We start from the raw sequence: 20,689 nt of genomic DNA on the forward strand, positions 1-20,689 counted from the left end.
TCGCCGTTAATTGTTGCAGTGCGGTAGGCTCGGCGGATGACCATGAGCCGCGCCACCGTGTCCGCCTCCGAGTCCGCTGCGGAGCCCGCCGAAGAACCCCTGCGCGTCGTCGAGTTCGCGCCCAACGATGCCCTGCTGCGCGAGGACGTCAAAACCGTCGGCGCCCTGGTCGGCGAAATCCTCGCCGAGCAGCGCGGCCCGCAGTTTCTGGCCGAGGTCGAGCGGTTGCGTCGCGCCGCGATCCGGCGCCGCGAAAGCCAGGCGCCGGTGGCCGAACTGGCGCAGGCGCTGGCCGGCACCGAGCTCGAACACGCCGGCGACCTGGTCCGCGCCTTCGCCACCTACTTCCAGGCCGTCAACGTCGCCGAGCGCGTGCACCGCATCCGTCGCCGTCGCGACTACGAGCGCCGCGGCGCCAGCGCCCAGCCGGGCAGCCTGCGCGAGGTCCTGGCCTCGCTTGCCGCGCAGGGCGTGAGCCTGGACGAAGTGGTCGCGCTGCTGTCGCGCCTGCGCATCGAGCCGGTGTTCACCGCGCACCCGACCGAAGCGGTGCGGCGCGCGCTGCTGGAGAAGGAACGGCAGATCGTCACCTGCCTGATTGACGACATCGACCGCAGCCGCACGCCCTACGAACACCGCTCCGACCTGGAGCGCATGCGCCTGGCGCTGACGGCCGGCTGGCAGACCGCCGAAGCCTCGCCGGTGAAGCCGAGCGTGGCCGACGAATTCGAGCACGTCGGTTTCTACTTGTCGGAAGTGCTGTACCGCGTGCTGCCGGTGTTCTACGAAGTGTTCGAGGACGCACTGCGCGAGGCCTATGGCGAAGCGACGCCGGCACCGGACGTGATCGGCTTCGGCACCTGGGTCGGTGGCGACATGGACGGCAACCCGAACGTGGGCGCCGACACCATCGCCGCCAGCCTGGCCGGGCAGCGCAAGCTCGTGCTGGGCGCGTACCGCCAGGAAGTGGCCGCGCTCGGCGAACTGCTGAGCCAGTCGCTGGGCCGCGTCAGCGTCGCCGACGAGGTGATGGCGCGCATCGAGGAATACCGCTACCTGCTGCCCAAGGCCGCTGCAGCCTTGCGTCCGCGCCATGCCGACATGCCTTATCGCAATCTGCTGGCGCTGATCGGCGCGCGCCTGCGCGCCACCGCCGAGGACCACGTCCACGGTTACCCGGACGCGGCTGCATTCCTCGCCGACATCGTGACGATCGAGCGCAGCCTGGCCGCGCATCAGGGCGAGCATGCCGGCGGCTTCGCCGTGCGCCGCCTGCGCCGCCGCGTGGAGTGCTTCGGTTTCCATCTGGCCAGCCTCGACCTGCGCCAGGACTCGGCCACTCATGATGCCGCGCTGGCCGAACTGCTCGGCGATTCGTCCTGGGAATCGCGCAGCCGCGAGCAGCGCGCCGAGCGCCTGCATGCACTGCTCGACGGCACTGCGCCGGCGCCGACGCTCGGCAATGGCCACGCGAGGTCGACACTGGATGTGTTCCGCGCGGTGGCGCGGCTGCGCCCGCGCTACGGCCCGCGCGCGTTTGGCCCGTACATCGTCAGCATGAGCCGCAGCGCCGCGGATGCGCTGGCGGTGCTGGCGCTGGCGCGGATCGCTGGCTGTGTCGATGGCAATGGCCGCGTGCCGCTCGATGTCGCGCCGCTGTTCGAAACCGTCGACGATCTCGATGCCGCCGCCGACACCCTGCGCGCGTTGTTTGCCGACCCGGTCTATCGCCGCCACCTGGCCGCGCGCGGCGATCGCCAGGTGGTGATGCTCGGCTACTCCGACAGCGCCAAGGACGGCGGCATGCTGGCCTCGCGCTGGGCGCTGCAGCGCACCCAGATCGCGTTGACCGCGCTGGCGCAGGAAAGTGGCGTGCGCATCGCCTTCTTCCATGGCCGCGGCGGTTCGATCAGCCGCGGTGGCGGCAAGACCGAGCGCGCGGTCATCGCCGCGCCGCGCGGCTCGGTCGACGGCTACCTGCGCCTGACCGAGCAGGGCGAAGTGATCCACCGCAAGTACGGCATCCGCGCGATCGCCCTGCGCAATCTCGAACAGGCCGCTGGCGCGGTGCTGCGCGCGACCCTGCGCCCGCGCCCGCCGGAACCACGCGAAGCCACCTGGCGCGCGATCACCAACGAGTTGTCGGCCAACGCACGCAGCCATTACCGCGCGCTGGTGCACGAGCATCCGGACTTCCCGGCCTACTTCCGCGCCGCAACGCCCATCGACGTGATCGAACGCCTGCGCATCGGCTCGCGGCCGGCCAAGCGCGCCGGCGACGGCGACGTGTCGTCGTTGCGGGCGATCCCGTGGGTGTTCGCGTGGTCGCAGAACCGCGCCGGCCTGACCGCCTGGTATGGCGTGGGCAGCGCGTTGACGCATGCGCTGGAGACACACGGCCGCGAGACGCTGGCGGAGATGGCGCGCGACTGGCCGTTCTTCGGCACGCTGGTCGACGACCTGGAGATGATGCTGGCCAAGTCGGACCCGGCGATCTTCGAGCAGTACTCGCTGCTCGCCGGCGAATTGCACGAACGCTTCCATCCCGGCATCGCCGCCGAGTTCGAACGCACCCGCGCCGCGGTGCTGGCGATCAAGGGCAGCGACGAACTGCTCGCCGGCGACTATCGCCTGCGCCAGTCGATCCGCCTGCGCAACCCGTACGTGGACCCGATCAGCCTGCTGCAGGTCGACCTGCTGACCCGCTGGCGCGCCGCCGGCCGGCCGGACGACGAACTGCTGCAGGCGCTGGTGGCGACGGTCAACGGCATCTCGGCCGGCATCCAGAACACCGGGTGAGCGCCGGCAAGAGGCAATCGCCAGCCAGGGAAACACCAGCTTTACGCGCGAGGCCTAGAATCATCGGTTGCTCCCGCACCGGATCCGCCTCCCATGAAAAGCCGTGCCGCCGTCGCCTTCGCCCCGGGCCAGCCGTTGCAGATCGTCGAGATCGACGTCGCCCCGCCCAGGGCCGGCGAAGTGCTGGTGAAAATCACCCACACCGGTGTCTGCCACACCGATGCGTTCACCCTCAGCGGCGACGACCCGGAAGGCATCTTCCCAAGCGTGCTCGGCCACGAGGGCGGGGGCATCGTCGTCGAGGTCGGTGAAGGCGTCACCAGCGTCAAGCCTGGCGATCACGTCATCCCGCTGTACACGGCCGAATGCCGCAAGTGCAAGTTCTGCCTCTCGGGCAAGACCAACCTGTGCCAGGCCGTGCGCGCCACCCAGGGCAAGGGCCTGATGCCGGACGGCACCACGCGCTTCTCCTACAACGGCCAACCGATTTACCACTACATGGGCACCAGCACCTTCAGCGAGTACACGGTCGTGGCGGAAGTCTCGCTGGCCGTGGTCAACCCGCAGGCGCCGCTGGAGAAGGTCTGCCTGCTCGGCTGCGGCGTCACCACCGGCATTGGCGCCGTGCACAACACCGCCAAGGTCAAGGAAGGCGACAGCGTCGCCGTGTTCGGCCTGGGCGGCATCGGCCTGGCGGTGATCCAGGGCGCGAAGCAGGCCAGGGCCGGCCGCATCGTCGCGGTGGACACCAACCCCGGCAAGTTCGAGCTGGCGCGCAGCATGGGCGCGACCGACTGCATCAACCCGAAGGACCACGACAAGCCGATCCAGGACGTCATCGTCGAACTCACCGATGGCGGCGTCGACTTCAGCTTCGAATGCATCGGCAATGTCGATGTCATGCGCGCGGCGCTGGAGTGCTGCCACAAGGGTTGGGGCGAGAGCGTCATCATCGGCGTCGCCGGCGCTGGCCAGGAAATCCGCACGCGCCCGTTCCAGCTGGTCACTGGACGCGTCTGGCGCGGCACCGCCTTCGGCGGCGTCAAGGGCCGCACGCAGCTGCCGGGCATGGTCGAGCAGGCGATGAAGGGCGAGATCGACCTCGATCCTTTCATCACGCACACCATGCCGCTGGAGCAGATCAACGAGGCCTTCGACCTGATGCACGAAGGCAAGTCGATCCGGACGGTGATCCACTTCTGAAGGAGCCACCAGGGGAACGCACACGCGTCGATGCGAACCTGCGGCGCAATGATCGGAGGTGAACGATGAACAGTGCAGTCTCCATCCATCCTGCCGTCGACCAGGGCGTGCGCCCGGGTGGCGCGGCCGACTTTGCCGGCGGCACGCTGCAATGCAGGTGCGCCGACAAACCCGTCAAGGTCCGTGTCGGCGCACAGACCGCGCACAACCATGTCTGATGGATGCGATGTCCGCGCACGCGGCGAAGAAATCCGGCGTGCTCAAGGCCTGAACCCGAAAGGAGAATGATGGAACGGATCGAACGGCATGCCTGCTTCGGCGGGCAGCAGGAAGTGTGGAAGCACTCATCGAACACGCTGGGCTGCGAGATGCGGTTTGGCGTCTACCTGCCGCCACAGGCCACGCAGCGCCGGTTGCCGGTGCTGTACTGGCTCAGTGGCCTGACCTGCAGCGAACAGAACTTCATCACCAAGGCCGGCGCGCAGCGGTACGCGGCCGAGCATGGGGTGATCCTGGTCGCACCCGACACCAGCCCGCGCGGTCCCGGCATCGCGGACGCCGACGGTTATGACCTCGGCCAGGGCGCCGGCTTCTATGTCGACGCGACGCAGGCGCCGTGGGCCTCGCACTACCGGATGCACGCGTACGTCAGCAACGAACTCCCGGCGTTGGTGGAGGCGAATTTCCGCGCCAGCGATGCGCGCGCGATCAGCGGCCATTCGATGGGCGGTCACGGTGCGATCGTGACCGCGTTGCGCAATCCGGGGCGCTACCGCAGCGTTTCGGCCTTCTCGCCGATCGTCGCGCCGAGCCAGGTGCCGTGGGGCCAGAAGGCATTCTCGGCGTACCTGGGCGACGACCGCGAGGCATGGAAGGCCTGGGATGCAAGCGAACTGGTGGCGACCGCAGTCGAGCGCCTGCCACTGCTGATCGACCAGGGCGAAGCCGACGAGTTCCTGGTGACGCAACTGCGGCCCCTGCTGCTGCAGGACGCGTGCGAAGCAGTGGGGCATCCGCTGGAAGTGCGCCTGCGCCCGGGCTACGACCACAGCTACTACTACATCGCCACGTTCATCGGCGAGCACATCGCCCATCACGCGCGCGCGCTGGGCGGCTAGCGCGTGGCAGTCATCAACAAGCCGGCGCAGGGGTAGCGTCGGTAGCGATGGTGGGTTCCAAGCCCGCTGTGACTTCGTCAGGCCAGCAGGAAATCCGCATACGCGAAGCGCTCATCGCGCAGCACCTTCTCGCCGGGCTGCAGCGCGACGGGCCGGCGCAGCATCGGACCGGCGTGCACCAGGGTGTGGAACTCGCCGTTCTCGCCGCACGGATCGCACGATGGCGGCAGCGCGGCGAGCAGGGCGCGGTCGAATGCACGCCCGCTGAACTCGCCCGCCAGCTGCTGCGTGTCGACGCAGCACAGCCGCGCCTGCAGGCCGGCGTCGATCATCTCGCGCGCCAGCGCCGTGGTATCGGCGCCAAAAAGCGGCGTGTCGATGCGCCAGCCAAGGCGCGCGCAGGAGGCTTCGCGCCAGGCGCGGACGTCGGCCAGGTAGAGGTCGCCGAAGGCGATGCAGTCCAGGTCCGGCCAGCGCTCGCGCGCTTGCTCCAGTGCCAGCGCGAAGGCGGCCTCGTAGCTGTCGTTGTCGCATTGCGGCGGGATCACCGCTTCGATCAGCGGCAGTCCCACCGAGTCGGCCTGCGCATGCAGGATGTCGCGACGGATGCCGTGCATGGCGACGCGTTCGTAGCCGCTGGTGACGGTGGTCAGCAGCGCAACCACGTCGACATCGTCGCGCCGGCGCAGGGTATGCAGCGTCCAGGCCGCGTCCTTGCCGCCGCTCCACGACAGCAACCGCTGGTTCATGCCGAGGTCACGTCCCGCAGCTCCCAGCCACCGCCGGCGAGCAGGCGCAGGCGGTGTTTGAGCACCGTGCCGGAAATGGTCGAGGTGACGACCAGGTCGATGTGCAGGTCATCCTGCTCGCCATGCACGGAGGCGGACGGGTCGGTCGCGCCAAGCGACGGATCGACCGCATCGGGATCTTCCTGGCGCGCCTTCCAGCGTTCGAACAGCGCGTTGTCGCGCAATGCGGCCTGCAGTTGCTCGGCGAAACCCTCGGCACTTACCGCGCTGAAGGAAAACGCGGCATCGTTGCCGCGCGCGCGGGTCGCATCGGGAAGGCGGATGTAGAAACGGGTAGCCATGCACGATTCCGGTGTGGGGTCGCCACTACATTACTCCGCCACCGTGACGGCGATGATCAGCCGTGGAACTTCTGCCCCTCGGCGGCGAAGCCGACCACCACCGCGCCCTTGCCCACGTTGACCATGCCGGTCAGGCTCATCACCGATTCGAACAGCTCGATGTTGTTGCTCTCGCAGGCGTTGCGCAGGCGCTCGTATCCGGGCAGCTTGCGCATCTCGTCCAGCTCTCCGCCGTAGCTCAGGCACATCGTCGGGGTCAGCAGCTCGCCGGCGTCGACGCGTTGCGCTGCGTGATCGAACAGCTTCTCCACCGCCGGCTCGAAACCCTTGATCTTGGCCACCGGCGCAGTCTCGCCGCGGTTGCAGTGCAGTACCGGCTTGATGTCGAGCGCACTGCCGAGCGCGGCGCTGATGAAGCTGACGCTGCGGTCGCCCTTGCTGCGTGCGCGGTTGCGCAGGTAGTACAGGTCAGGCGGCACCATGTAGCCCTGGGTATGCAGGGCAAGGTGCTCCAGGCGCGCGCGGATCTTCGGCGCACCTTCACCGGCTTCGCGCAGGCGCACCGCCTCGACCGCGCCGATGCCCTGCGCCGCGAACAGGTTCTGGCTGTCGACCACGCGCAGCGCGAACGGGGTGTTGTTGCCGGCGGCCGAGCGTGCGGCCTTGTAGTCGCTGAGGATCGCGAAGCTGGCCTGCTGGGCGTTGTCGAAGATCGGGCTGCGCGTCTTGGTGATCGTCATGCAGAAGACGTAGTCGTAATCGATCACCAGGCGGCTCAGGAACAGGTCCTGGATCTGCTGCACCGTGTACGGCGTGGTCTGTGCTTCGTGGCCGCGCTCGGCGACGTGGGCATGCAGGAACTCGAGTGTCGCCTGTTCGTTGCGTCGGTCGGCGAGCACGGCCTCACCGATGCGCACGGTGATCGGCAGCACGTCTACGTTGTGTTGTTCCAGATACCCCAAAGGCAGATCGCAGGCCGAATCGACCACGAGTCCAATGCGCATGTTCCCCCTCCGACTAGCAGCGCTGACGTCAAATTGTGACGGGCAGCATACCTGCTTCGGCGATTTCGTCTCGCTGCGGGTGCAGCAAAGACTTGCGCGGGGAAATGTGAACGGGCAGGCGTGTCTTGGTGGCCATGCCGGCCTTTCAGCGCCGGCGCTGCAGCCCCACCGGCAATTGCGATACCCGCCGCATCTCGGCGTCGTCCAGCACCGCCGGTTCGCGCAGTGCGGCCAGGGCGAACTCGTGGGCATCGTTGCCCCAGAACAGCTCGCCGTGCACGGCCAGGGTCGGCACACCGTAGACGCCGGCGGCGATCGCCGCGTCGGTGTTGGCGCGCAGCGCGGCCTTGGTCGGCGCCTCATCCAGCGCTTCGGCGGGGACGTTGAGCACGGCCATCAGCGGCACCAGGGCCTCGAGGTTGTCGGCGGCGCGGCCCTGCGCCCACAGCCAGTCGTAGATCGAATCGACCGCTTCGGGCCGGTTGCCCGCGGCGATGCTCAGGCGCAGCGTCGGCAGCGGGTTGAACGGATGCGTCGGCGGAAACCGCAGCGGCACGCCCTGCTGGCGCGCCAGCCACAGCACGTGGCGGTAAGTGAATTCACGCTTGCCCGGGATCTCGGCCGGACCCTTCTGGCCGCAGGCATCGAGCACCGCGGCGAACACGATCGGCACCAGTTGCACCGGCGTGCCCGCTATTTCGAACTCGCGCAGCAACGGCTTGAGCTTCTGCCACTGCAGGTACGAGAACGGCGAGATGAAGTCGAAGTACCAGACCAGCGGAGCCTTATCCATGGCGGGAGTTCTCTCAGTGCCAGGCGCCGAGTATCAGCCCGTACAGGCTGAACTGCGCGATGTGGTAGCCGGCGTCGATCATCCACATCTTCGCGCTGCGCTGGGCGAAGGCGTAGTTGATGCCGAAGCTCATTGCGACGAAGAACAGGCCGACCACGAAGCCGGCGCCGAAGCCGGAGCCGGCGTTGGCGTCCGGGCCGAGGAAGATGGCGAACATCAGCGAAGCCAGCAGGCTGCAGCCGAAGGCGGTGGCGAAGGTCAGCTTGGGGTGCAGCGGGGCGCTGTCGGGGTCGATGCCGGCCTCGCGGCACCAGGCGCGCTTGAACAGCGGGCCGTACCAGATCCCGCCCAGGACGAACGCCGAGACAGCGGCGGCAACCACCGCGAGCAGGTTGAAATCGATGTGCGGCAGGGTCATGGACAGGGCTTCGTGATTACGGACAGGGCCAGCATAAACCGTCCTCCCGCCCGCGGCAGCCCGCTCGCCGGCGAGCGGGGTGCCGGATCCCCGGCAAAAAACCGCCGCGGCGGACGGGCGATCAGCGCCCGTCCGCCTGCGGGTACGCCCGCGGCATCCCGCCGTTCTGCGCCGGCGTGGCCGGACGCAGGTAGCGGTCGCGCAGATCGGTCTGGCGGCTGCGCATCTCGATCGCGCGGCCGTCCATCCAGACCTGCAGCGCCACCGTGCTCACTTCGAGCGGATCGCCGCTCCACAGCACCAGGTCGGCGCGCTTGCCCGGCGCGATGCTGCCCATGCGGTCGGCGACGCCGAACGCTTCGGCCGGCACCTGCGTCAACCCGGCCAGGCCGTCGTCCCAGGCCAGGCCGTTGGCCACTGCATTGCCGGCCAGCTGGCGGATCTTGCGCGCGTTGTGCGAACCGTCGTCGGACTGCGAGAAGCCGACCTTGACGCCGGCCGCGCGCAACCGCGCGGCGTTCTCCATCGTCGCGCCGATCTGGTCGAAGTCGTAGGGCAGGTTGCCGAGCGGGTTGACGAACACCGGCACCTTGGCCGCTGCCAGCTGCGGCGCCATGCGCCAGGCTTCGGCGCCACCGGCGATGGCGATGCGTACGTCGTGGCGGGCGGCCCAGCGCAGCAGCTGGCGGATGTCGGCGGCGCGATCCACCGCGACCACGACACGACCGCCGCCACCGATGTAGCGGGCCAGCGTCGCGCGACCGGCCGGGGTCAGCAGCGCGGCGTTGGAGTCGGCAGGGATGCGCCCGCGCACTTCGTCGATCAGCTGGTCGAGGATCATCCACTGCGCCGCGCGCGAATTGCCGCTCAGGCCGATGGCGTCACCGCCGATGCGCACGAACAGTTCGCGCGGACCGACCGGGTCGGCGCTGCCGTCCAGGCGGATCACGCCGCCCTGGCCGGCGACGATCGAACCGCCACTGCCGGTACCGGCGCCGAGCAGCGTCCAGCCGATGCCTTCGATCCGCGTCACCGGCACCAGCACCGAGTCGGGGTTGTAGGCCAGGGTCACGTCGAACTCGGGCCGCACCGTCATCTGCTTGGTTTCGGCGCCGAGGGTCAGGGTCTCGTCGTTGGTGGCCTTTTCGCCAGACACCTCTTCCAGCCCGATCTCGGTGATGCCGCCGAACAGCGTCGGCGTCAGCGGCCGTCCCTGCGCGTCGATGACCTGCGCGCCCGCCGGCGCGGCCAGTCCGTTCCCGACCGCGCGGATGGTGCCGCCGCTGACCAGTACGTCGGCGTTGTGCAGCGTGCCCTGCGCGGTGGCGGTGTGGACGGTTGCGTTGCGGATCAGCAGCTCCTGGGCGGAGGCGTTGAGCGCTGCGACACCCAGGCCGATCGTCAGCAACGTTTTCCCCGTGATCCCCGCAAGGTAATGGCCCCTCACAGCGCACCTCCCTGCGCCGCGGCGCCCTGTCCAAGCATGAAATCCGACACCGGCTGGCGCTTGCGGTCGTTGCGGTCGAACACGCGCGCACCGTCGATGTAGACCTGCTCGGCATGCGCATACACGCTGAAAGGATTGCCGTTCCAGACGACCACGTCGGCCATCTTGCCCGGCTCCAGCGTGCCGGTCCGTTCGGCGATGCCCAGCGCCTTGGCCGGGTTCTGCGTCAGCCAGCGGATCGCCCGCTCGGGCGCGATGTCGATGCCGGCGAGCTTTGCATGCGCCATCGCCTTGGCCGCTTCCTGGTTGAGTCGCTGGATGCCTTCGTCGGAATCGGAATGGACGATGGCGCAGCTGTTGGCCGGGCGGTCGACGATGGCCAGGTTTTCCTGGATGCCGTCGAAGGCTTCCATCTTGAAGCCCCACCAGTCGGCCCACAGCGCACCGCACACGCCTTCGGCCGCGAGGCGGTCGGCAAGCTTGTACGCTTCCACGCCGTGGTGGAACGCGGCGACCTTGAAGCCGAATTCCTTGGCCAGGTCGAGCATGATCGCCATCTCGTCGGCGCGGTAGCAGTGGATGTGCACGCGGATGTCGCCGTTGATGGCGCCGGCCAGCGTGTCCAGCTTGAGGTCGCGCTTGCCGCCGGTGTCCTTCTCGCTGTCGGCGTCGCCGCCGTTGCTCGATTGCCACCAGTGCTTCTTCTTGGCCGCCTCGTCGTTCTTCCTGCCGCCGCCGTTCTTCCGGAGGTATTCACTGGCGTCGATGAAGGCGGCGCGGTAACCGGCGACATTGCCCATGCGCGTGGCCGGCCCGCTCTTCTGGCCGTAGACGCGCTTGGGATTCTCGCCGCAGGCCATCTTCAGGCCCCAGGGCGCGCCCGGGAACTTCATGGCCTGGTAGGTGGTGGCGGGCACGTTCTTCAGCGTCACGCCGCGGCCGCCCACCAGGTTGGCCGAGCCCGGCAGTACCTGCAGCGAAGTGATGCCGCCGGCCAGGGCGGTGTTGAACCCCGGATCCTGCGGCCAGATCGAATGTTCGGCCCAGACATTGGCGGTGACCGCGCCGGTCATTTCATTGCCATCGGCGTGGGCGCTGACGCCGGGGGTGGGATACACGCCCAGGTGCGAATGCACGTCGATGATGCCCGGGGTGACCCACTTGCCGGTGCCATCGACACGGGTCGCCTCGGCCGGCGCCTGCAGCGCGCTGCCGATCGCCACCACCTTGCCGTCCTGCAACAGGACGTCGGCATCGTCGAGGCGCTGTCCGGTACCGGTGAGGACAGTGGCGTGCTCGATCAGGACCGGCCCGGCGCTGATCGCGTGGTAGGTGCTGGGGTAGGGATCGTCGACGAAGCGGGACTTCGAGGGTTTCGGCGAAGCAGGCGCGTCAGGCGAGGCCGCTTGGGCGACGCCTACGGTAAGCACCGCGACGAGCGCGGCGACCAGTGGTCGGAACATGATTTTCCCCGGAGGTGGCACGGACAACCAATCCGCACCCTAGCCGCGGTGGCCGGCGTGTGCAAACCCGACGAAGGTCATGGCAGGGCGTGAGAGAATGCCGATCCAGGCAACCCCGCCCTGGTAGGCGCCAGCAGGCTGGCGACCGGGCGTTGGAGCTTGTCATTCGTGCCAGCACGCTGGCTCCGGCAAGAGACAACGCGAGGAAGACGCAAGTGAAAGACAAGGAACAGATCGTAGACAACTGGTTGCCGCGCTACACCGGCGTGCCTCTGGACCAGTTCGGCGAGCACATCCTGCTGACCAACTTCGGTGGCTACCTGCACACGTTCGCGCGCCTGACTGGCGCCGAAGTGATCGGGATGGACCGGCCGATGCCAAGCGCCACCGCCGACGGGATCACCATGATCAACTTCGGCATGGGCAGTCCGAACGCGGCGACGATGATGGATCTGCTCAGCGCGATCATGCCCAAGGCGGTGTTGTTCCTGGGCAAGTGCGGTGGTCTGAAGAAGAAGAATCAGCTCGGCGACCTGGTGCTGCCGATCGCGGCGATCCGCGGTGAGGGCACCAGTGACGACTATCTGCCGGCGCAGGTGCCGGCGCTGCCGGCCTTCGCGCTGCAGCGTGCGGTTTCGACGATGATCCGCGACCTGGGCCACGATTACTGGACCGGCACGGTCTACACGACCAATCGCCGGGTCTGGGAACACGACGATGCGTTCAAGGAGCGTCTGCGCGCGATGCGCTGCATGGCCATCGACATGGAGACGGCCACGATCTTCGCCGCCGGTTTCGCCAACCGCATTCCCTGCGGCGCGCTGTTGCTGGTCTCGGACCAGCCGATGATCCCGGAAGGCGTAAAGACCGAGGCGTCCGATGCGCGCGTCAGTTCGGACTATGTCGACAATCACATCAACGTCGGCATCGAGGCGCTTCGCCTGATCCGCCGCAACGGCAAGTCTGTTCGGCATCTACGCTTCGACGAGTAACGCTTGGTGCGTTGGTGCGTTGGTGCGTTGGTGCGCGTTGAGCGCTTGGAGCGTTCGGGGTGTTGGTCTTCGTGGGGGCGTCGTCCGCCGGGTTGGGGATTGCCCCGCCCCTTAATCGGACGTCCTGTCCGATGCGGGGCGCGGGACATCCATGTCCCGCTGCGGAGCAATCCCCAACCCGTCGAACGACGCCCTGCCAATTCATTGCCCGGTCTTCGTCCAGAGAGCCGTCATTCCCGCGAAGGCGCGAACCCGGCGTCGCGGCTCCTCGGTGTTTTTGAAACCACCTGATCCTTTCGCGGGCGTCCGGGCCCGGGCTCACCGAGCGGACGCGAGAATGAGGAGGGCACGGACACCGCCCTTGAACGCTGCACCCCCCCACCAACCACGCGCGCAAAAAAAAGGCCGGCTAGAAGCCGGCCTCTGCCCTGAAGCCAATTGCAACGACATCAATCGCAAGCCATTTCCCACTCGTACGTCTGCGTCTCTTCGTTGAACACCGGCTGCGCCGTGCACGCGCTCGGCGCTGCGGTTGACTGCGATGGCGGCGCCAGCAGCGATTCGGTTGCCGGCGCCGGCGCCGAGCCGTTGAGGTTCTGCGGGCAGATCCGGTTGAACGGCGGAATCGTACCGGCCGGGTAGCAGAACATCCGCGGCGGATTGCAGATCAGCGTGCACTGGATGCTCTGCGCGAACCCTGCGTGCGGCGAGAGCAGGCCTGCGAGCAACAGGGCTGCGACAACAGACTGCTTCATGGTGGATCCCTCTGGAGATGGGTGTCGGGGGTGAAAAATGGCGGGGGCAGGGTGACGGCCGCCTGAGCGGCCGCTCCTCTCGTTCAGTCTTGTGGAGGCGCGGTGAAGGGCGCGTGGTGGGGAACCGGCAAGTCAGTCTTGCCGCACGCCATCGCAGACCCTGCGACGCCTCCCGGGCACACTATCCACCGAGACGGGGAGAGGCAGGAGAGGGGAGGGATATGGAGAAGTTCATGTATCTGCTGGTTGGCGCGGCGCTGACCTGGGTGTTCTATTTCGTCCAGCGCCGGGTGGAGCGACGCGGCGCGGTCGAAGCCATCGAACGCAACCAGAAGCTGCTCGAACTCAAGCAGGGCCTCGACAGTACCAACACCAACCTCGACGACCTGCGCCAGTTCGAACAACGCCTGATCGGCAAGGCCGAAACGGCCGCGCGCATCGCCGACAACTATTTCACCAAGGCCGAGGAAGTGGCCCGTCAGAGTGACGACGTCGCCGTGACCCAGGCCGACATGAACGAACAGGCCGCCGCGGAATTCCGCCGCGCCGAAGCGCGGCTGGCCACGGTCGTCGCACACCTGCGCCGCCAGCTCGACGGCGAATCGCTCGCGGTCTTCGACGAAGCCCACCGCAGCTGGCTGGCTTTCCGCGAACGCTATGCGCGGTTCGTCTCGCAGTCGTACTCGGGCGGTTCGATCCGGCCGCTGATCCATGCGGTGACGCTCGAGAGCGTCACCGACCTGTGGATCAACGAGCTGGAAACGCAGCTGGCAGACGAGTCGGTGTGAGCGCGCGACAATGCAACACCGCCACACCGTCACACCGCAACACGCCACACCGTTCGCCCTGAGCGTAGCGCAGCGAAGTCGAAGGGTCCGATGCGCCCAGACCCTACCGTTCGCCCTGAGCGTAGCGCAGCGAAGTCGAAGGGTTCGATGCGCCCAGACTACCGTTCGCCCTGAGCGTAGCGCAGCGAAGTCGAAGGGTTCGATGCGCCCAGACCCTTCGACTCCGGCGCGTTGCGCCTACGCTCAGGGCGAACGGTGATCCCGGCGTTCGCCGGGATGACGATCAAGGTTGATACCCATCCCTCCGGATCGAGTCCCCCATGCACATCACGCCCCACGACATCCTCAATTTCTGGCAGGAGTCCGGCTACGAGCGCTGGTTCAACCGCGACGAGGCCTTCGACGCACGTTGCCGCGAGGACTGGTTGCCGGCGCACCATCGCGCCGCCCGCCGTGAACTCGAAGACTGGATGGACGCCGCCGATGGCGCGCTGGCGCTGGCCATCCTGCTCGACCAGATTCCGCGCAACGTGTTCCGCGGCAGCGGGCATGCCTATGCGACCGATCCGCTGGCGCGGCACTACGCCGCACGCGCAATCGAACACGGCTTCGACCAGCAGGTCGATCCGGCGCTGCGTGTCTTCTTCTACATGCCGTTCGAGCACTCCGAGGCGCTCGCCGACCAGGAGCGGTCGGTCGCGTTGGCCGGTTCGATTGGCGGCGAGGCCGGCCAGAACTACCTCGACTACGCGCGCCGCCATCGCGATGTGATCGCGCGCTTCGGCCGATTCCCGCATCGCAACCGCGAACTGGGGCGGACCAGTACGCCGGAAGAACAGGCCTACCTCGACGCCGGCGGCGGCTTCGGCTGAGGCGACGCACAGGAGCCAGCATCCTGGCTCCTGGAAACGCGTCTGGCGATCAGTACTTGGCGACGCTCGCGTCGATGTCGGCCCAGGCGTCGATGCCGCCGACGATGTTGTAGACCTCGCGGAAGCCCAGTCCGCGGAAGTGTTCGGCCGCCTGCTGGCTGCGACCGCCGTGATGGCACAGGAAGGCCAGCGCGGTGTCCTTGGGCAGGCCTTCGAGCGCATCGAGGCCGTTGTCGAACGTGTCGAACGCGACCGCCACGCTGGCCAGCTGGCGTTCCGGCGCGGGGCGCACATCGACCAGGCGCAGGCTGCCGGCGGCAACGCGCGCGGCGACATCGACCGGGCCGATCGACTGCACCGCCGGCGGCGCATGCGGGTTGTGCACCACCAGGCCGCGGCCACGCGCGTCGTCGACCCAGTCGATGGTGATGCCGTCGGCGCGACGCGCCTGCAGCCAGTCGGTCTGCACGCGCACGCCGTCAACTTCGACCGCGACCGCATTGGCGTCCACCGGCGCCAGCTGCAGGCGCGCATTGTGGCGTGCATCGATGTCGAGCTGCACCGCGTAGCCGTCGCCGGCATTGGCGATGGCGCCGCGCAGCATCTCGACCGCGGGCGGGGTGATGGTCAGTTGCGGCGGGCTGCGGTCCGGCACTGGCAGGCCGAGCACGCCGTGCAGCTCGCCGCTGCCGGCCAGCTGCTCGACGATATCGCTGCCGCCGACCAGTTCGCCGTCGATGTACAGCTGCGGGATCGTCGGCCAGTTGCCGTACTGCTTGATGCCCTCGCGGATCTCCGCGTCCGACAGCACGTCGACGTGGGCATAGCCCTGTGGCAGCAGGGCATTGAGCACGCCGACCGCCTTGGCCGAGAAACCGCACTGCGGCGCCTCCGGCGCGCCCTTCATGAACAGGACGACGCGGTTGGACTGCAGGAGGGTTTCGATGCGCGCGCGCAGGGCGGGGTCGAGGGACATGGCAGGGTCTGGCTGGATGGGGATGTGGTGCATGTGGGGGCGAAGTGGCGCGTAGGCAAGCGCCTGCTCTCCCTCGGCGCTTACCATGCAGCCATGCCGCCATCCTTCCATCGCCCGCCCCGCCATCCCCACGCCTGGGCCTGGCTGTTCGCCGCTTCGCAGCTGGCGGTGCTGCTGTTGTGGTGGCGCTGGGGCTGGCAGGTCGGCCTGGCGGCGTTGCTGCTGACCCACCTGACCCTGGTCTGGGCGACGTTGCGGCCGCAGTCGCGCCTGCTCAGCCCGGTGCTGACGCGGTTGCCGACGGCGGAGCCGGTGGTCTGGCTGACCATCGACGACGGCCCCTCCGACGACACCCGGGCGATGCTCGACCTGCTCGATGCCCGCAATGCCCGGGCGACCTTCTTCCTGGTGGGCGATCGTGCGCAGGCGCGCCCGGAGCTGGTCGGCGAGATCGCGCGCCGCGGCCACGGCATCGGCCAGCACAGCCATACCCATCCGCAGGCGCGCTTCTGGGCGCTGCCGCCCATGGCGATGCGGGCGCAGATCGACGACGCCCAGGCCGCGCTGACCAGCCTGGCGGGCGAACCGCCGCGCTGGTTCCGTGCCGTGGTCGGCATGGCCAATCCATTTGTCGCCGCCGCGCTCAGGCGCCATGGGCTGGCGCGGGTGGCGTGGTCGGCGCGTGGCTACGACGCCGTGCTTGAGGAGCCGGCCGGCGTGGTCGCGCGGATCGAACGCGACCTCACACCCGGCGCAATCGTGCTGCTGCACGAAGGTGCGCGCCATGGCCGCAATGTCGAGACATTGGCGGCGGTGCTCGACCGGCTCGATCAGCGCGGATACCGCACCGTGCTGCCCGAGCAGATGGAGCCGGCGCGGTAGCTCGATCAACTCGCGAGGATCAGCGCGAGTTGATCAGCCCGCCACGATCAGCCCGCCACGATCAGCCCGCCACGATCAGCGCGCCACGATCAGCCAGTTGTTGAACGGCGTGCGGCCGCGCAGCGAGGTGAAGGTGGCCTGCAAGCCGGCGTCACGCAGGCGCGCACGCACGGCATCGGCATCGGGGTAGATCAGCGGCGCGGCATTCATCCAGCCGACGACCTTGGCGAAGATGTCGACGAAGCGGGTGACGTGGGCGCGGTTGCTGCCGTCGGCCAGGCCAGTGCGGATCACCAGCCGGGCGCCCGGCGTGAGCATCGCGATCGCATCGTCGATCGCGCGCATCTGCGCCGACTGCGGAATGAACTGCAGGACATCGAGGATGGTGACGCTGCCGCGGTGCGCGGGCGCACCCAGCGCGAGGTCGGCGGTCTCGAACTGCACATCGCCCAGGTCGCAGCGCGCGGCCGCCTTGCGGGCGCGCAGGATCTTGCCGACGTCGTTGTCGTAGCCGCGATAAGGCATGCGCTGGCCATCGGCGCGCAGTGCATGCGCCAGCAGGCCCAGGCCGCAGCCCAGGTCGAGCAGCGGCGCCTGGCAACCGCGCAAGGCCTCGCACACGCCCGGATACAGCGGGTCGGTGCCGAACTTGCTCCACGCGTAGTAGTAGTCGCGTCGGCCGTACCAGTGTTCGCGCGGCAGGAAAGCCGAGGCCAGCGCGCGCGCCTGCTTGCCCGGCAAGGGTGCGGTTGCCGCCGCCGCGATGCCGGGCTCGCCCGCGCTCATCGCGCCAGCAGCTCGCGTGCCACCGGCAACGCCAGCGTGGTCCATTGCGTGTACATCGCCGCCGAAGGATGCAGGCCGTCGTCGGCGAGCATGATCGTTTCGCCACCGCGTTCGCGCGATACCGGCGTGATGTCGACGAAAGCCACGCCGTGGGCTTCGCACACCACCTGGGCGGCGGCGTTATAGGCGTCGAGTTCGGCCGAGATGGTGGCCGGTGCGGCCCGGGTGGTCTTCACGAACGGGGTCGCGCCCCAGTCCGGGATCGACAGCACCAGCACGCGATCGGCGCGGCCGCGGGCGAAGGCAATGGAACGCCGGAGCAACGTCTCGAACTCGCTGCGGTATTCGACCGCGCTGCGGCCGCGGTACTGGTTGTTGACGCCGATCAGCAGGCTGACGAAATCCCATTCGCCCAGGGGTTCGGCGCCGTCGATGCCCCAGGTCAGCTCGTCGGTGGTCCAGCCGGTGGTGGCGATGATGCGCGGGTCGGCCAGGGCGATGCCGCCCTCGCGCAATGCGTGCGCGAGCTGGCGCGGCCAGCGTCCGTCCTCGGCCACGCCCTCGCCGATGGTGTAGCTGTCACCCAGCGCGAGATACGACACAGCGGTGGCGGGGACGCTGGTCATTGGCGTCAGGCCACGGCCGCCTGGGCCTGGCCGGCCTGGCTGTCGGCGTAGCGATCGAGCAGGGACTCGACACGGCGGAACACTTCGCGCAGCTCTTCCGGCTGCGGCAGCAGGGTCACGCGGAAATGGTTGCGGTACGGCACGTTGAAGCTCGAACCCGGCACCACCAGCACGTCCTCGGTCTCGAGCAGCTCGAGCGCGAAACGGTGGTCGTCGAAGCCCTGTGCCGCCGCGCCGGTCACTGCCGGGAACGCGTACAGCGCGCCGGCCGGTTCGACCAGCTGCAGGTGGCGGCTGGCGGCGACGCTTTCGATCACGGCACGGCGCGCCTCGAACAGGCGCCCACCCGGCGCGCACAGCGGCGCGATGGTGTCTTCGCCATGCAGCGCCGCCTCGATCGCGAACTGGCCCGGCACGTTCGCGCACAGGCGCAGCGCACCGAGCAGGTCCATGGCGTGGTGAAGGTTGCCGCTGGCCACCGGATCGCCGGACAGGACCGCCCAGCCCACGCGCCACCCGCAGGCGCGGTGGACCTTGCTCAGGCCGCCGAACGACAGGCACGGCAGCTCGCCGGCGATCGGTGCGATCGGGGTGAACTGGTTGCCATCGTAGAGGATGGAGTCGTAGATCTCGTCGCACATCAGCAGCAGCTTGTGGCGCGCGGCAATGGCGACGATCTTCTCGATCAGCTCGCGCGGATACGCGGCGCCGGTCGGGTTGTTGGGGTTGATCAGCACGATCGCGCGCGTGCGGCTGGAGACCAGCGAGGCGATCTCGTCCGGGTCCGGCAGGAAGCCGTTCTCCGGCAGGCAGCGGTAATAGACCGGGCGGCCGTCGTTGAGGATGGTCGCCGCCGACCACAGCGGGTAGTCGGGCGAAGGCAGCAGCACTTCGTCGCCCGGGTTCAGCAGCGCCCGCAGCGACAGGTCGATCAGCTCGCTGACGCCATTGCCGATGAACACCCGCTCCGGGCTCGCGTTCGGCGTGCCGCGCTGCTTGTGGAAGCTGGCGATGGCTTCGCGCGCGGCCGGCAGGCCCTGCTGGTGGGTGTAGGGGTCGGTGTCGCTGATGTGGTCGGCGATCGCGCGCTGCAGATGCTCGGGCGCGCGGAAGCCGAACGCGCCCGGGTTGCCGATGTTCAACTTGATCAGCTTGCGTCCCTGGCCCTCCAGCTCACGCGCTCGCCGGGCCAGTTCACCGCGGATCTCGTAGCGGACTTCGGACAGGCGTTCGCGGGTCTTCACGGGGGACTGGGACATTGCTGCAGATAAATTGAGGGTCGGAGAGCCAGACTAGCCGAAACTGGCGCGAACGGCAGCGTAAAGGGCGCGCAAAGGGGGCATTCGCGCGCAATTGCGCACGTGTGAGCGGTAACCCGACAGACGTTTGCCGAAGGCCGGGACGGGCCGGGTTCGACACGGCTCGCCGCGCCGGACGCTGGTTGGCAGTTAGAATCCGGGCATGCCCTCAGCCATCGACCTGTCTTGATCCCCGGATTCGACGCCCTGCAGGCCATCGGTTGGCCGCTCAAGGCCAGTACGCCGGTGCCGGTCGGGGTCTCGCCGCTGGACTCGCCGGGCGACCAGGTCTGGCTCGACCTCATGGCCGAGCACCCCAATGCACGACCGGCCCGGGTGAGCGAGCAGCACCGCAGCGGCTACATCGTCTCCGATGGCCCGGACCACGCCTTCCCGGTCGAATCCCTGCCCGAATGGCAACGCCCGCCCGGCTACCGCAAAGGCACGGTCACCATCGACCAGCGCCCCGGCGTCGGCGACTGGCTGCTGGTCGAAGGCCGCAAGGCGGTCGCGCTGCTGCCGCGTCGCAGCGCCATCAAGCGCGGCGCCGCCGGCGAGCATTACCAGCAGCAGCTGATCGCGGCCAATGTCGACACCGTGTTCGTCGTCTGCGGCCTGGATGCCGACTTCAACCCGCGCCGCATCGAGCGCTACCTGCTGCTTGTGCGCGGCGGCGGTGTCGAACCCGTGGTCGTGCTGACCAAGGCCGACCAGGCCGAGGCTGCCGACGCCGAGGTGTTGCCCGGGGCCATGGCGGCGCTGGTCGAGCTGGCCGCGCAGGGCGTGGCGGTTCGCGCGGTCAATGCCCGCGACGCCGAAAGCGTGGCCGCGCTGAATCCGTGGTTGCAGCCTGGCAGAACCGCGGTGCTGGTGGGCAGCTCCGGCGCCGGCAAGTCGACCCTGACCAACACCCTGCTCGGCTTCGAGCGGATGAAGACCGGCGAAGTGCGCGAGAGCGATTCGCGCGGCCGCCACACCACCACCCATCGCGCGCTGATCCCGCTGCCGGCCGGCGCCTGCCTGATCGATACCCCCGGCATGCGCGAACTCAAGCCGACCGGCGAGGAGGACGTCGCCGAGAACTTCAGCGATGTCGAGGCGCTGGCCGAGCAATGCCGCTTCCGCGACTGCAAGCACGCGCGCGAGCCCGGTTGCGCGGTGCGCGCCGCGATCGAGGCCGGCAAGCTCGACCCGCAACGCTTCGCCAACTACCTCAAGCTCAGCGACGAAGTCGCCGGCGCCGCCAACCGGTTGGCCACCCGGCGTGCGCAGAAGGCCGACGAGAAAGTGGCGGTCAAGTCGCTCAACAAGCGGCTCGACGACAAGTATGGGAAGCACTGAAAACAACAGGCACCACTCCACGGCCCTCCCCTTCGCCG

21 protein-coding genes are annotated in these 20,689 nt (G+C 68.7%); 9 read left to right on the top strand and 12 right to left on the bottom strand.

What is annotated here, in order from left to right:
- Positions 1–42 precede the first annotated feature (42 nt).
- From ppc to fghA, 4 genes are all read left to right on the top strand, one after another.
- Complete coding sequence (gene ppc / locus AC1DER_RS08185) at positions 43–2,799, top strand: phosphoenolpyruvate carboxylase (RefSeq protein WP_477244722.1); 2,757 nt, start codon at positions 43–45, stop codon at positions 2,797–2,799.
- 93 nt (positions 2,800–2,892) lie between these two features.
- Positions 2,893–4,002 (top strand): S-(hydroxymethyl)glutathione dehydrogenase/class III alcohol dehydrogenase, encoded by a 1,110-nt coding sequence (locus AC1DER_RS08190; RefSeq protein WP_441816400.1) that lies wholly within the window; start codon positions 2,893–2,895, stop codon positions 4,000–4,002.
- Between the two features lie 65 nt (positions 4,003–4,067).
- On the top strand, positions 4,068–4,220 hold the full coding sequence (locus tag AC1DER_RS08195; RefSeq protein WP_441816401.1) for a hypothetical protein: 153 nt from the start codon (positions 4,068–4,070) through the stop codon (positions 4,218–4,220).
- A 69-nt stretch (positions 4,221–4,289) separates the two neighbouring features.
- Entirely contained in the window at positions 4,290–5,120 is an 831-nt protein-coding gene (gene fghA / locus AC1DER_RS08200; RefSeq protein WP_477244719.1) for an S-formylglutathione hydrolase, read from the top strand.
- A 77-nt stretch (positions 5,121–5,197) separates the two neighbouring features.
- On the opposite strand, the gene AC1DER_RS08205 is transcribed toward fghA, so the two are convergent.
- The 7 genes from AC1DER_RS08205 to AC1DER_RS08235 form a co-directional block, all read right to left on the bottom strand.
- Positions 5,198–5,869, bottom strand: coding sequence for a Dph6-related ATP pyrophosphatase (locus tag AC1DER_RS08205; protein WP_477244717.1), 672 nt, complete (start codon positions 5,867–5,869; stop codon positions 5,198–5,200).
- Positions 5,866–6,210, bottom strand: a complete 345-nt coding sequence (locus AC1DER_RS08210; RefSeq protein ID WP_441816404.1) for a hypothetical protein — start codon at positions 6,208–6,210, stop codon at positions 5,866–5,868. Before AC1DER_RS08210 ends, AC1DER_RS08205 begins: the two co-directional genes overlap by 4 nt.
- 56 nt (positions 6,211–6,266) lie before the next feature.
- Positions 6,267–7,214: a DegV family protein gene (locus AC1DER_RS08215; RefSeq protein WP_477244715.1), complete on the bottom strand. Its 948-nt coding sequence runs from the start codon at positions 7,212–7,214 to the stop codon at positions 6,267–6,269.
- Between the two features lie 145 nt (positions 7,215–7,359).
- Positions 7,360–8,007: a 2-hydroxychromene-2-carboxylate isomerase gene (locus tag AC1DER_RS08220; RefSeq protein ID WP_441816406.1), complete on the bottom strand. Its 648-nt coding sequence runs from the start codon at positions 8,005–8,007 to the stop codon at positions 7,360–7,362.
- Positions 8,008–8,020: 13 nt separating this feature from the next.
- Positions 8,021–8,425 carry a DUF1761 domain-containing protein gene (locus tag AC1DER_RS08225; RefSeq protein ID WP_441816407.1) on the bottom strand — a complete coding sequence of 135 codons (405 nt, stop codon included), beginning with the start codon at positions 8,423–8,425 and terminating at the stop codon, positions 8,021–8,023.
- A 121-nt stretch (positions 8,426–8,546) separates the two neighbouring features.
- Positions 8,547–9,833 (bottom strand): amidohydrolase family protein, encoded by a 1,287-nt coding sequence (locus AC1DER_RS08230; protein ID WP_477244712.1) that lies wholly within the window; start codon positions 9,831–9,833, stop codon positions 8,547–8,549.
- Between the two features lie 35 nt (positions 9,834–9,868).
- Complete coding sequence (locus AC1DER_RS08235; RefSeq protein WP_477244711.1) at positions 9,869–11,335, bottom strand: amidohydrolase; 1,467 nt, start codon at positions 11,333–11,335, stop codon at positions 9,869–9,871.
- Between the two features lie 215 nt (positions 11,336–11,550).
- On the opposite strand from AC1DER_RS08235, the gene AC1DER_RS08240 reads away from it, so the two are divergent.
- Entirely contained in the window at positions 11,551–12,327 is a 777-nt protein-coding gene (locus AC1DER_RS08240; RefSeq protein WP_441816410.1) for an AMP nucleosidase, read from the top strand.
- 449 nt (positions 12,328–12,776) lie between these two features.
- Here the strand turns inward: AC1DER_RS08240 and AC1DER_RS08245 are convergent, their stop codons facing one another.
- Positions 12,777–13,082 carry a hypothetical protein gene (locus AC1DER_RS08245; protein WP_477244709.1) on the bottom strand — a complete coding sequence of 102 codons (306 nt, stop codon included), beginning with the start codon at positions 13,080–13,082 and terminating at the stop codon, positions 12,777–12,779.
- 221 nt (positions 13,083–13,303) lie between these two features.
- On the opposite strand from AC1DER_RS08245, the gene AC1DER_RS08250 reads away from it, so the two are divergent.
- The gene (locus tag AC1DER_RS08250; protein WP_477244706.1) at positions 13,304–13,870 is read left to right on the top strand and encodes a lysozyme inhibitor LprI family protein; all 567 of its coding nucleotides are present in this window, start codon (positions 13,304–13,306) and stop codon (positions 13,868–13,870) included.
- A 320-nt stretch (positions 13,871–14,190) separates the two neighbouring features.
- Positions 14,191–14,742, top strand: coding sequence for a DUF924 family protein (locus tag AC1DER_RS08255; protein WP_477244704.1), 552 nt, complete (start codon positions 14,191–14,193; stop codon positions 14,740–14,742).
- A 49-nt stretch (positions 14,743–14,791) separates the two neighbouring features.
- Here the strand turns inward: AC1DER_RS08255 and grxD are convergent, their stop codons facing one another.
- Entirely contained in the window at positions 14,792–15,718 is a 927-nt protein-coding gene (gene grxD, locus AC1DER_RS08260) for a Grx4 family monothiol glutaredoxin (RefSeq protein WP_477244702.1), read from the bottom strand.
- Positions 15,719–15,811: 93 nt separating this feature from the next.
- Here grxD and AC1DER_RS08265 point away from each other — a divergent pair, with 93 nt between their 5' ends.
- Positions 15,812–16,600, top strand: a complete 789-nt coding sequence (locus tag AC1DER_RS08265) for a polysaccharide deacetylase family protein (protein ID WP_477244700.1) — start codon at positions 15,812–15,814, stop codon at positions 16,598–16,600.
- Positions 16,601–16,675: 75 nt separating this feature from the next.
- Here the strand turns inward: AC1DER_RS08265 and AC1DER_RS08270 are convergent, their stop codons facing one another.
- From AC1DER_RS08270 to AC1DER_RS08280, 3 genes are read right to left on the bottom strand one after another with little or no spacing between them, the layout of a single operon-like run.
- Positions 16,676–17,386, bottom strand: coding sequence for a methyltransferase domain-containing protein (locus AC1DER_RS08270; RefSeq protein WP_477244698.1), 711 nt, complete (start codon positions 17,384–17,386; stop codon positions 16,676–16,678).
- The gene (locus AC1DER_RS08275) at positions 17,383–18,012 is read right to left on the bottom strand and encodes an SGNH/GDSL hydrolase family protein (protein ID WP_477244696.1); all 630 of its coding nucleotides are present in this window, start codon (positions 18,010–18,012) and stop codon (positions 17,383–17,385) included. The genes AC1DER_RS08270 and AC1DER_RS08275 overlap by 4 nt, the downstream gene beginning before the upstream one ends.
- Positions 18,013–18,017: 5 nt before the next feature.
- A complete protein-coding gene (locus tag AC1DER_RS08280; RefSeq protein WP_477244694.1) occupies positions 18,018–19,271 on the bottom strand; it encodes an aminotransferase class I/II-fold pyridoxal phosphate-dependent enzyme in 1,254 nt (417 codons plus the stop codon).
- A 225-nt stretch (positions 19,272–19,496) separates the two neighbouring features.
- Here AC1DER_RS08280 and rsgA point away from each other — a divergent pair, with 225 nt between their 5' ends.
- The gene (gene rsgA, locus AC1DER_RS08285) at positions 19,497–20,651 is read left to right on the top strand and encodes a ribosome small subunit-dependent GTPase A (protein ID WP_477244691.1); all 1,155 of its coding nucleotides are present in this window, start codon (positions 19,497–19,499) and stop codon (positions 20,649–20,651) included.
- The last annotated feature ends 38 nt before the right edge of the window (positions 20,652–20,689 follow it).

The sequence above is a fragment of the Lysobacter sp. 05T417 genome, assembly GCF_056396405.1.

What these genes read in the sequence shown, in the direction of transcription:
- ppc (WP_477244722.1), top strand. Translation starts at nt 43, where the DNA reads ATGAGCCGCGCCACCGTGTCCGCCTCCGAGTCCGCTGCGGAGCCCGCC.
- AC1DER_RS08190 (WP_441816400.1), top strand. Translation starts at nt 2,893, where the DNA reads ATGAAAAGCCGTGCCGCCGTCGCCTTCGCCCCGGGCCAGCCGTTGCAG.
- AC1DER_RS08195 (WP_441816401.1), top strand. Translation starts at nt 4,068, where the DNA reads ATGAACAGTGCAGTCTCCATCCATCCTGCCGTCGACCAGGGCGTGCGC.
- fghA (WP_477244719.1), top strand. Translation starts at nt 4,290, where the DNA reads ATGGAACGGATCGAACGGCATGCCTGCTTCGGCGGGCAGCAGGAAGTG.
- AC1DER_RS08205 (WP_477244717.1), bottom strand. Translation starts at nt 5,869, where the DNA reads ATGAACCAGCGGTTGCTGTCGTGGAGCGGCGGCAAGGACGCGGCCTGG.
- AC1DER_RS08210 (WP_441816404.1), bottom strand. Translation starts at nt 6,210, where the DNA reads ATGGCTACCCGTTTCTACATCCGCCTTCCCGATGCGACCCGCGCGCGC.
- AC1DER_RS08215 (WP_477244715.1), bottom strand. Translation starts at nt 7,214, where the DNA reads ATGCGCATTGGACTCGTGGTCGATTCGGCCTGCGATCTGCCTTTGGGG.
- AC1DER_RS08220 (WP_441816406.1), bottom strand. Translation starts at nt 8,007, where the DNA reads ATGGATAAGGCTCCGCTGGTCTGGTACTTCGACTTCATCTCGCCGTTC.
- AC1DER_RS08225 (WP_441816407.1), bottom strand. Translation starts at nt 8,425, where the DNA reads ATGACCCTGCCGCACATCGATTTCAACCTGCTCGCGGTGGTTGCCGCC.
- AC1DER_RS08235 (WP_477244711.1), bottom strand. Translation starts at nt 11,335, where the DNA reads ATGTTCCGACCACTGGTCGCCGCGCTCGTCGCGGTGCTTACCGTAGGC.
- AC1DER_RS08245 (WP_477244709.1), bottom strand. Translation starts at nt 13,082, where the DNA reads ATGAAGCAGTCTGTTGTCGCAGCCCTGTTGCTCGCAGGCCTGCTCTCG.
- AC1DER_RS08250 (WP_477244706.1), top strand. Translation starts at nt 13,304, where the DNA reads ATGGAGAAGTTCATGTATCTGCTGGTTGGCGCGGCGCTGACCTGGGTG.
- AC1DER_RS08255 (WP_477244704.1), top strand. Translation starts at nt 14,191, where the DNA reads ATGCACATCACGCCCCACGACATCCTCAATTTCTGGCAGGAGTCCGGC.
- grxD (WP_477244702.1), bottom strand. Translation starts at nt 15,718, where the DNA reads ATGTCCCTCGACCCCGCCCTGCGCGCGCGCATCGAAACCCTCCTGCAG.
- AC1DER_RS08265 (WP_477244700.1), top strand. Translation starts at nt 15,812, where the DNA reads ATGCCGCCATCCTTCCATCGCCCGCCCCGCCATCCCCACGCCTGGGCC.
- AC1DER_RS08270 (WP_477244698.1), bottom strand. Translation starts at nt 17,386, where the DNA reads ATGAGCGCGGGCGAGCCCGGCATCGCGGCGGCGGCAACCGCACCCTTG.
- AC1DER_RS08275 (WP_477244696.1), bottom strand. Translation starts at nt 18,012, where the DNA reads ATGACCAGCGTCCCCGCCACCGCTGTGTCGTATCTCGCGCTGGGTGAC.
- AC1DER_RS08280 (WP_477244694.1), bottom strand. Translation starts at nt 19,271, where the DNA reads ATGTCCCAGTCCCCCGTGAAGACCCGCGAACGCCTGTCCGAAGTCCGC.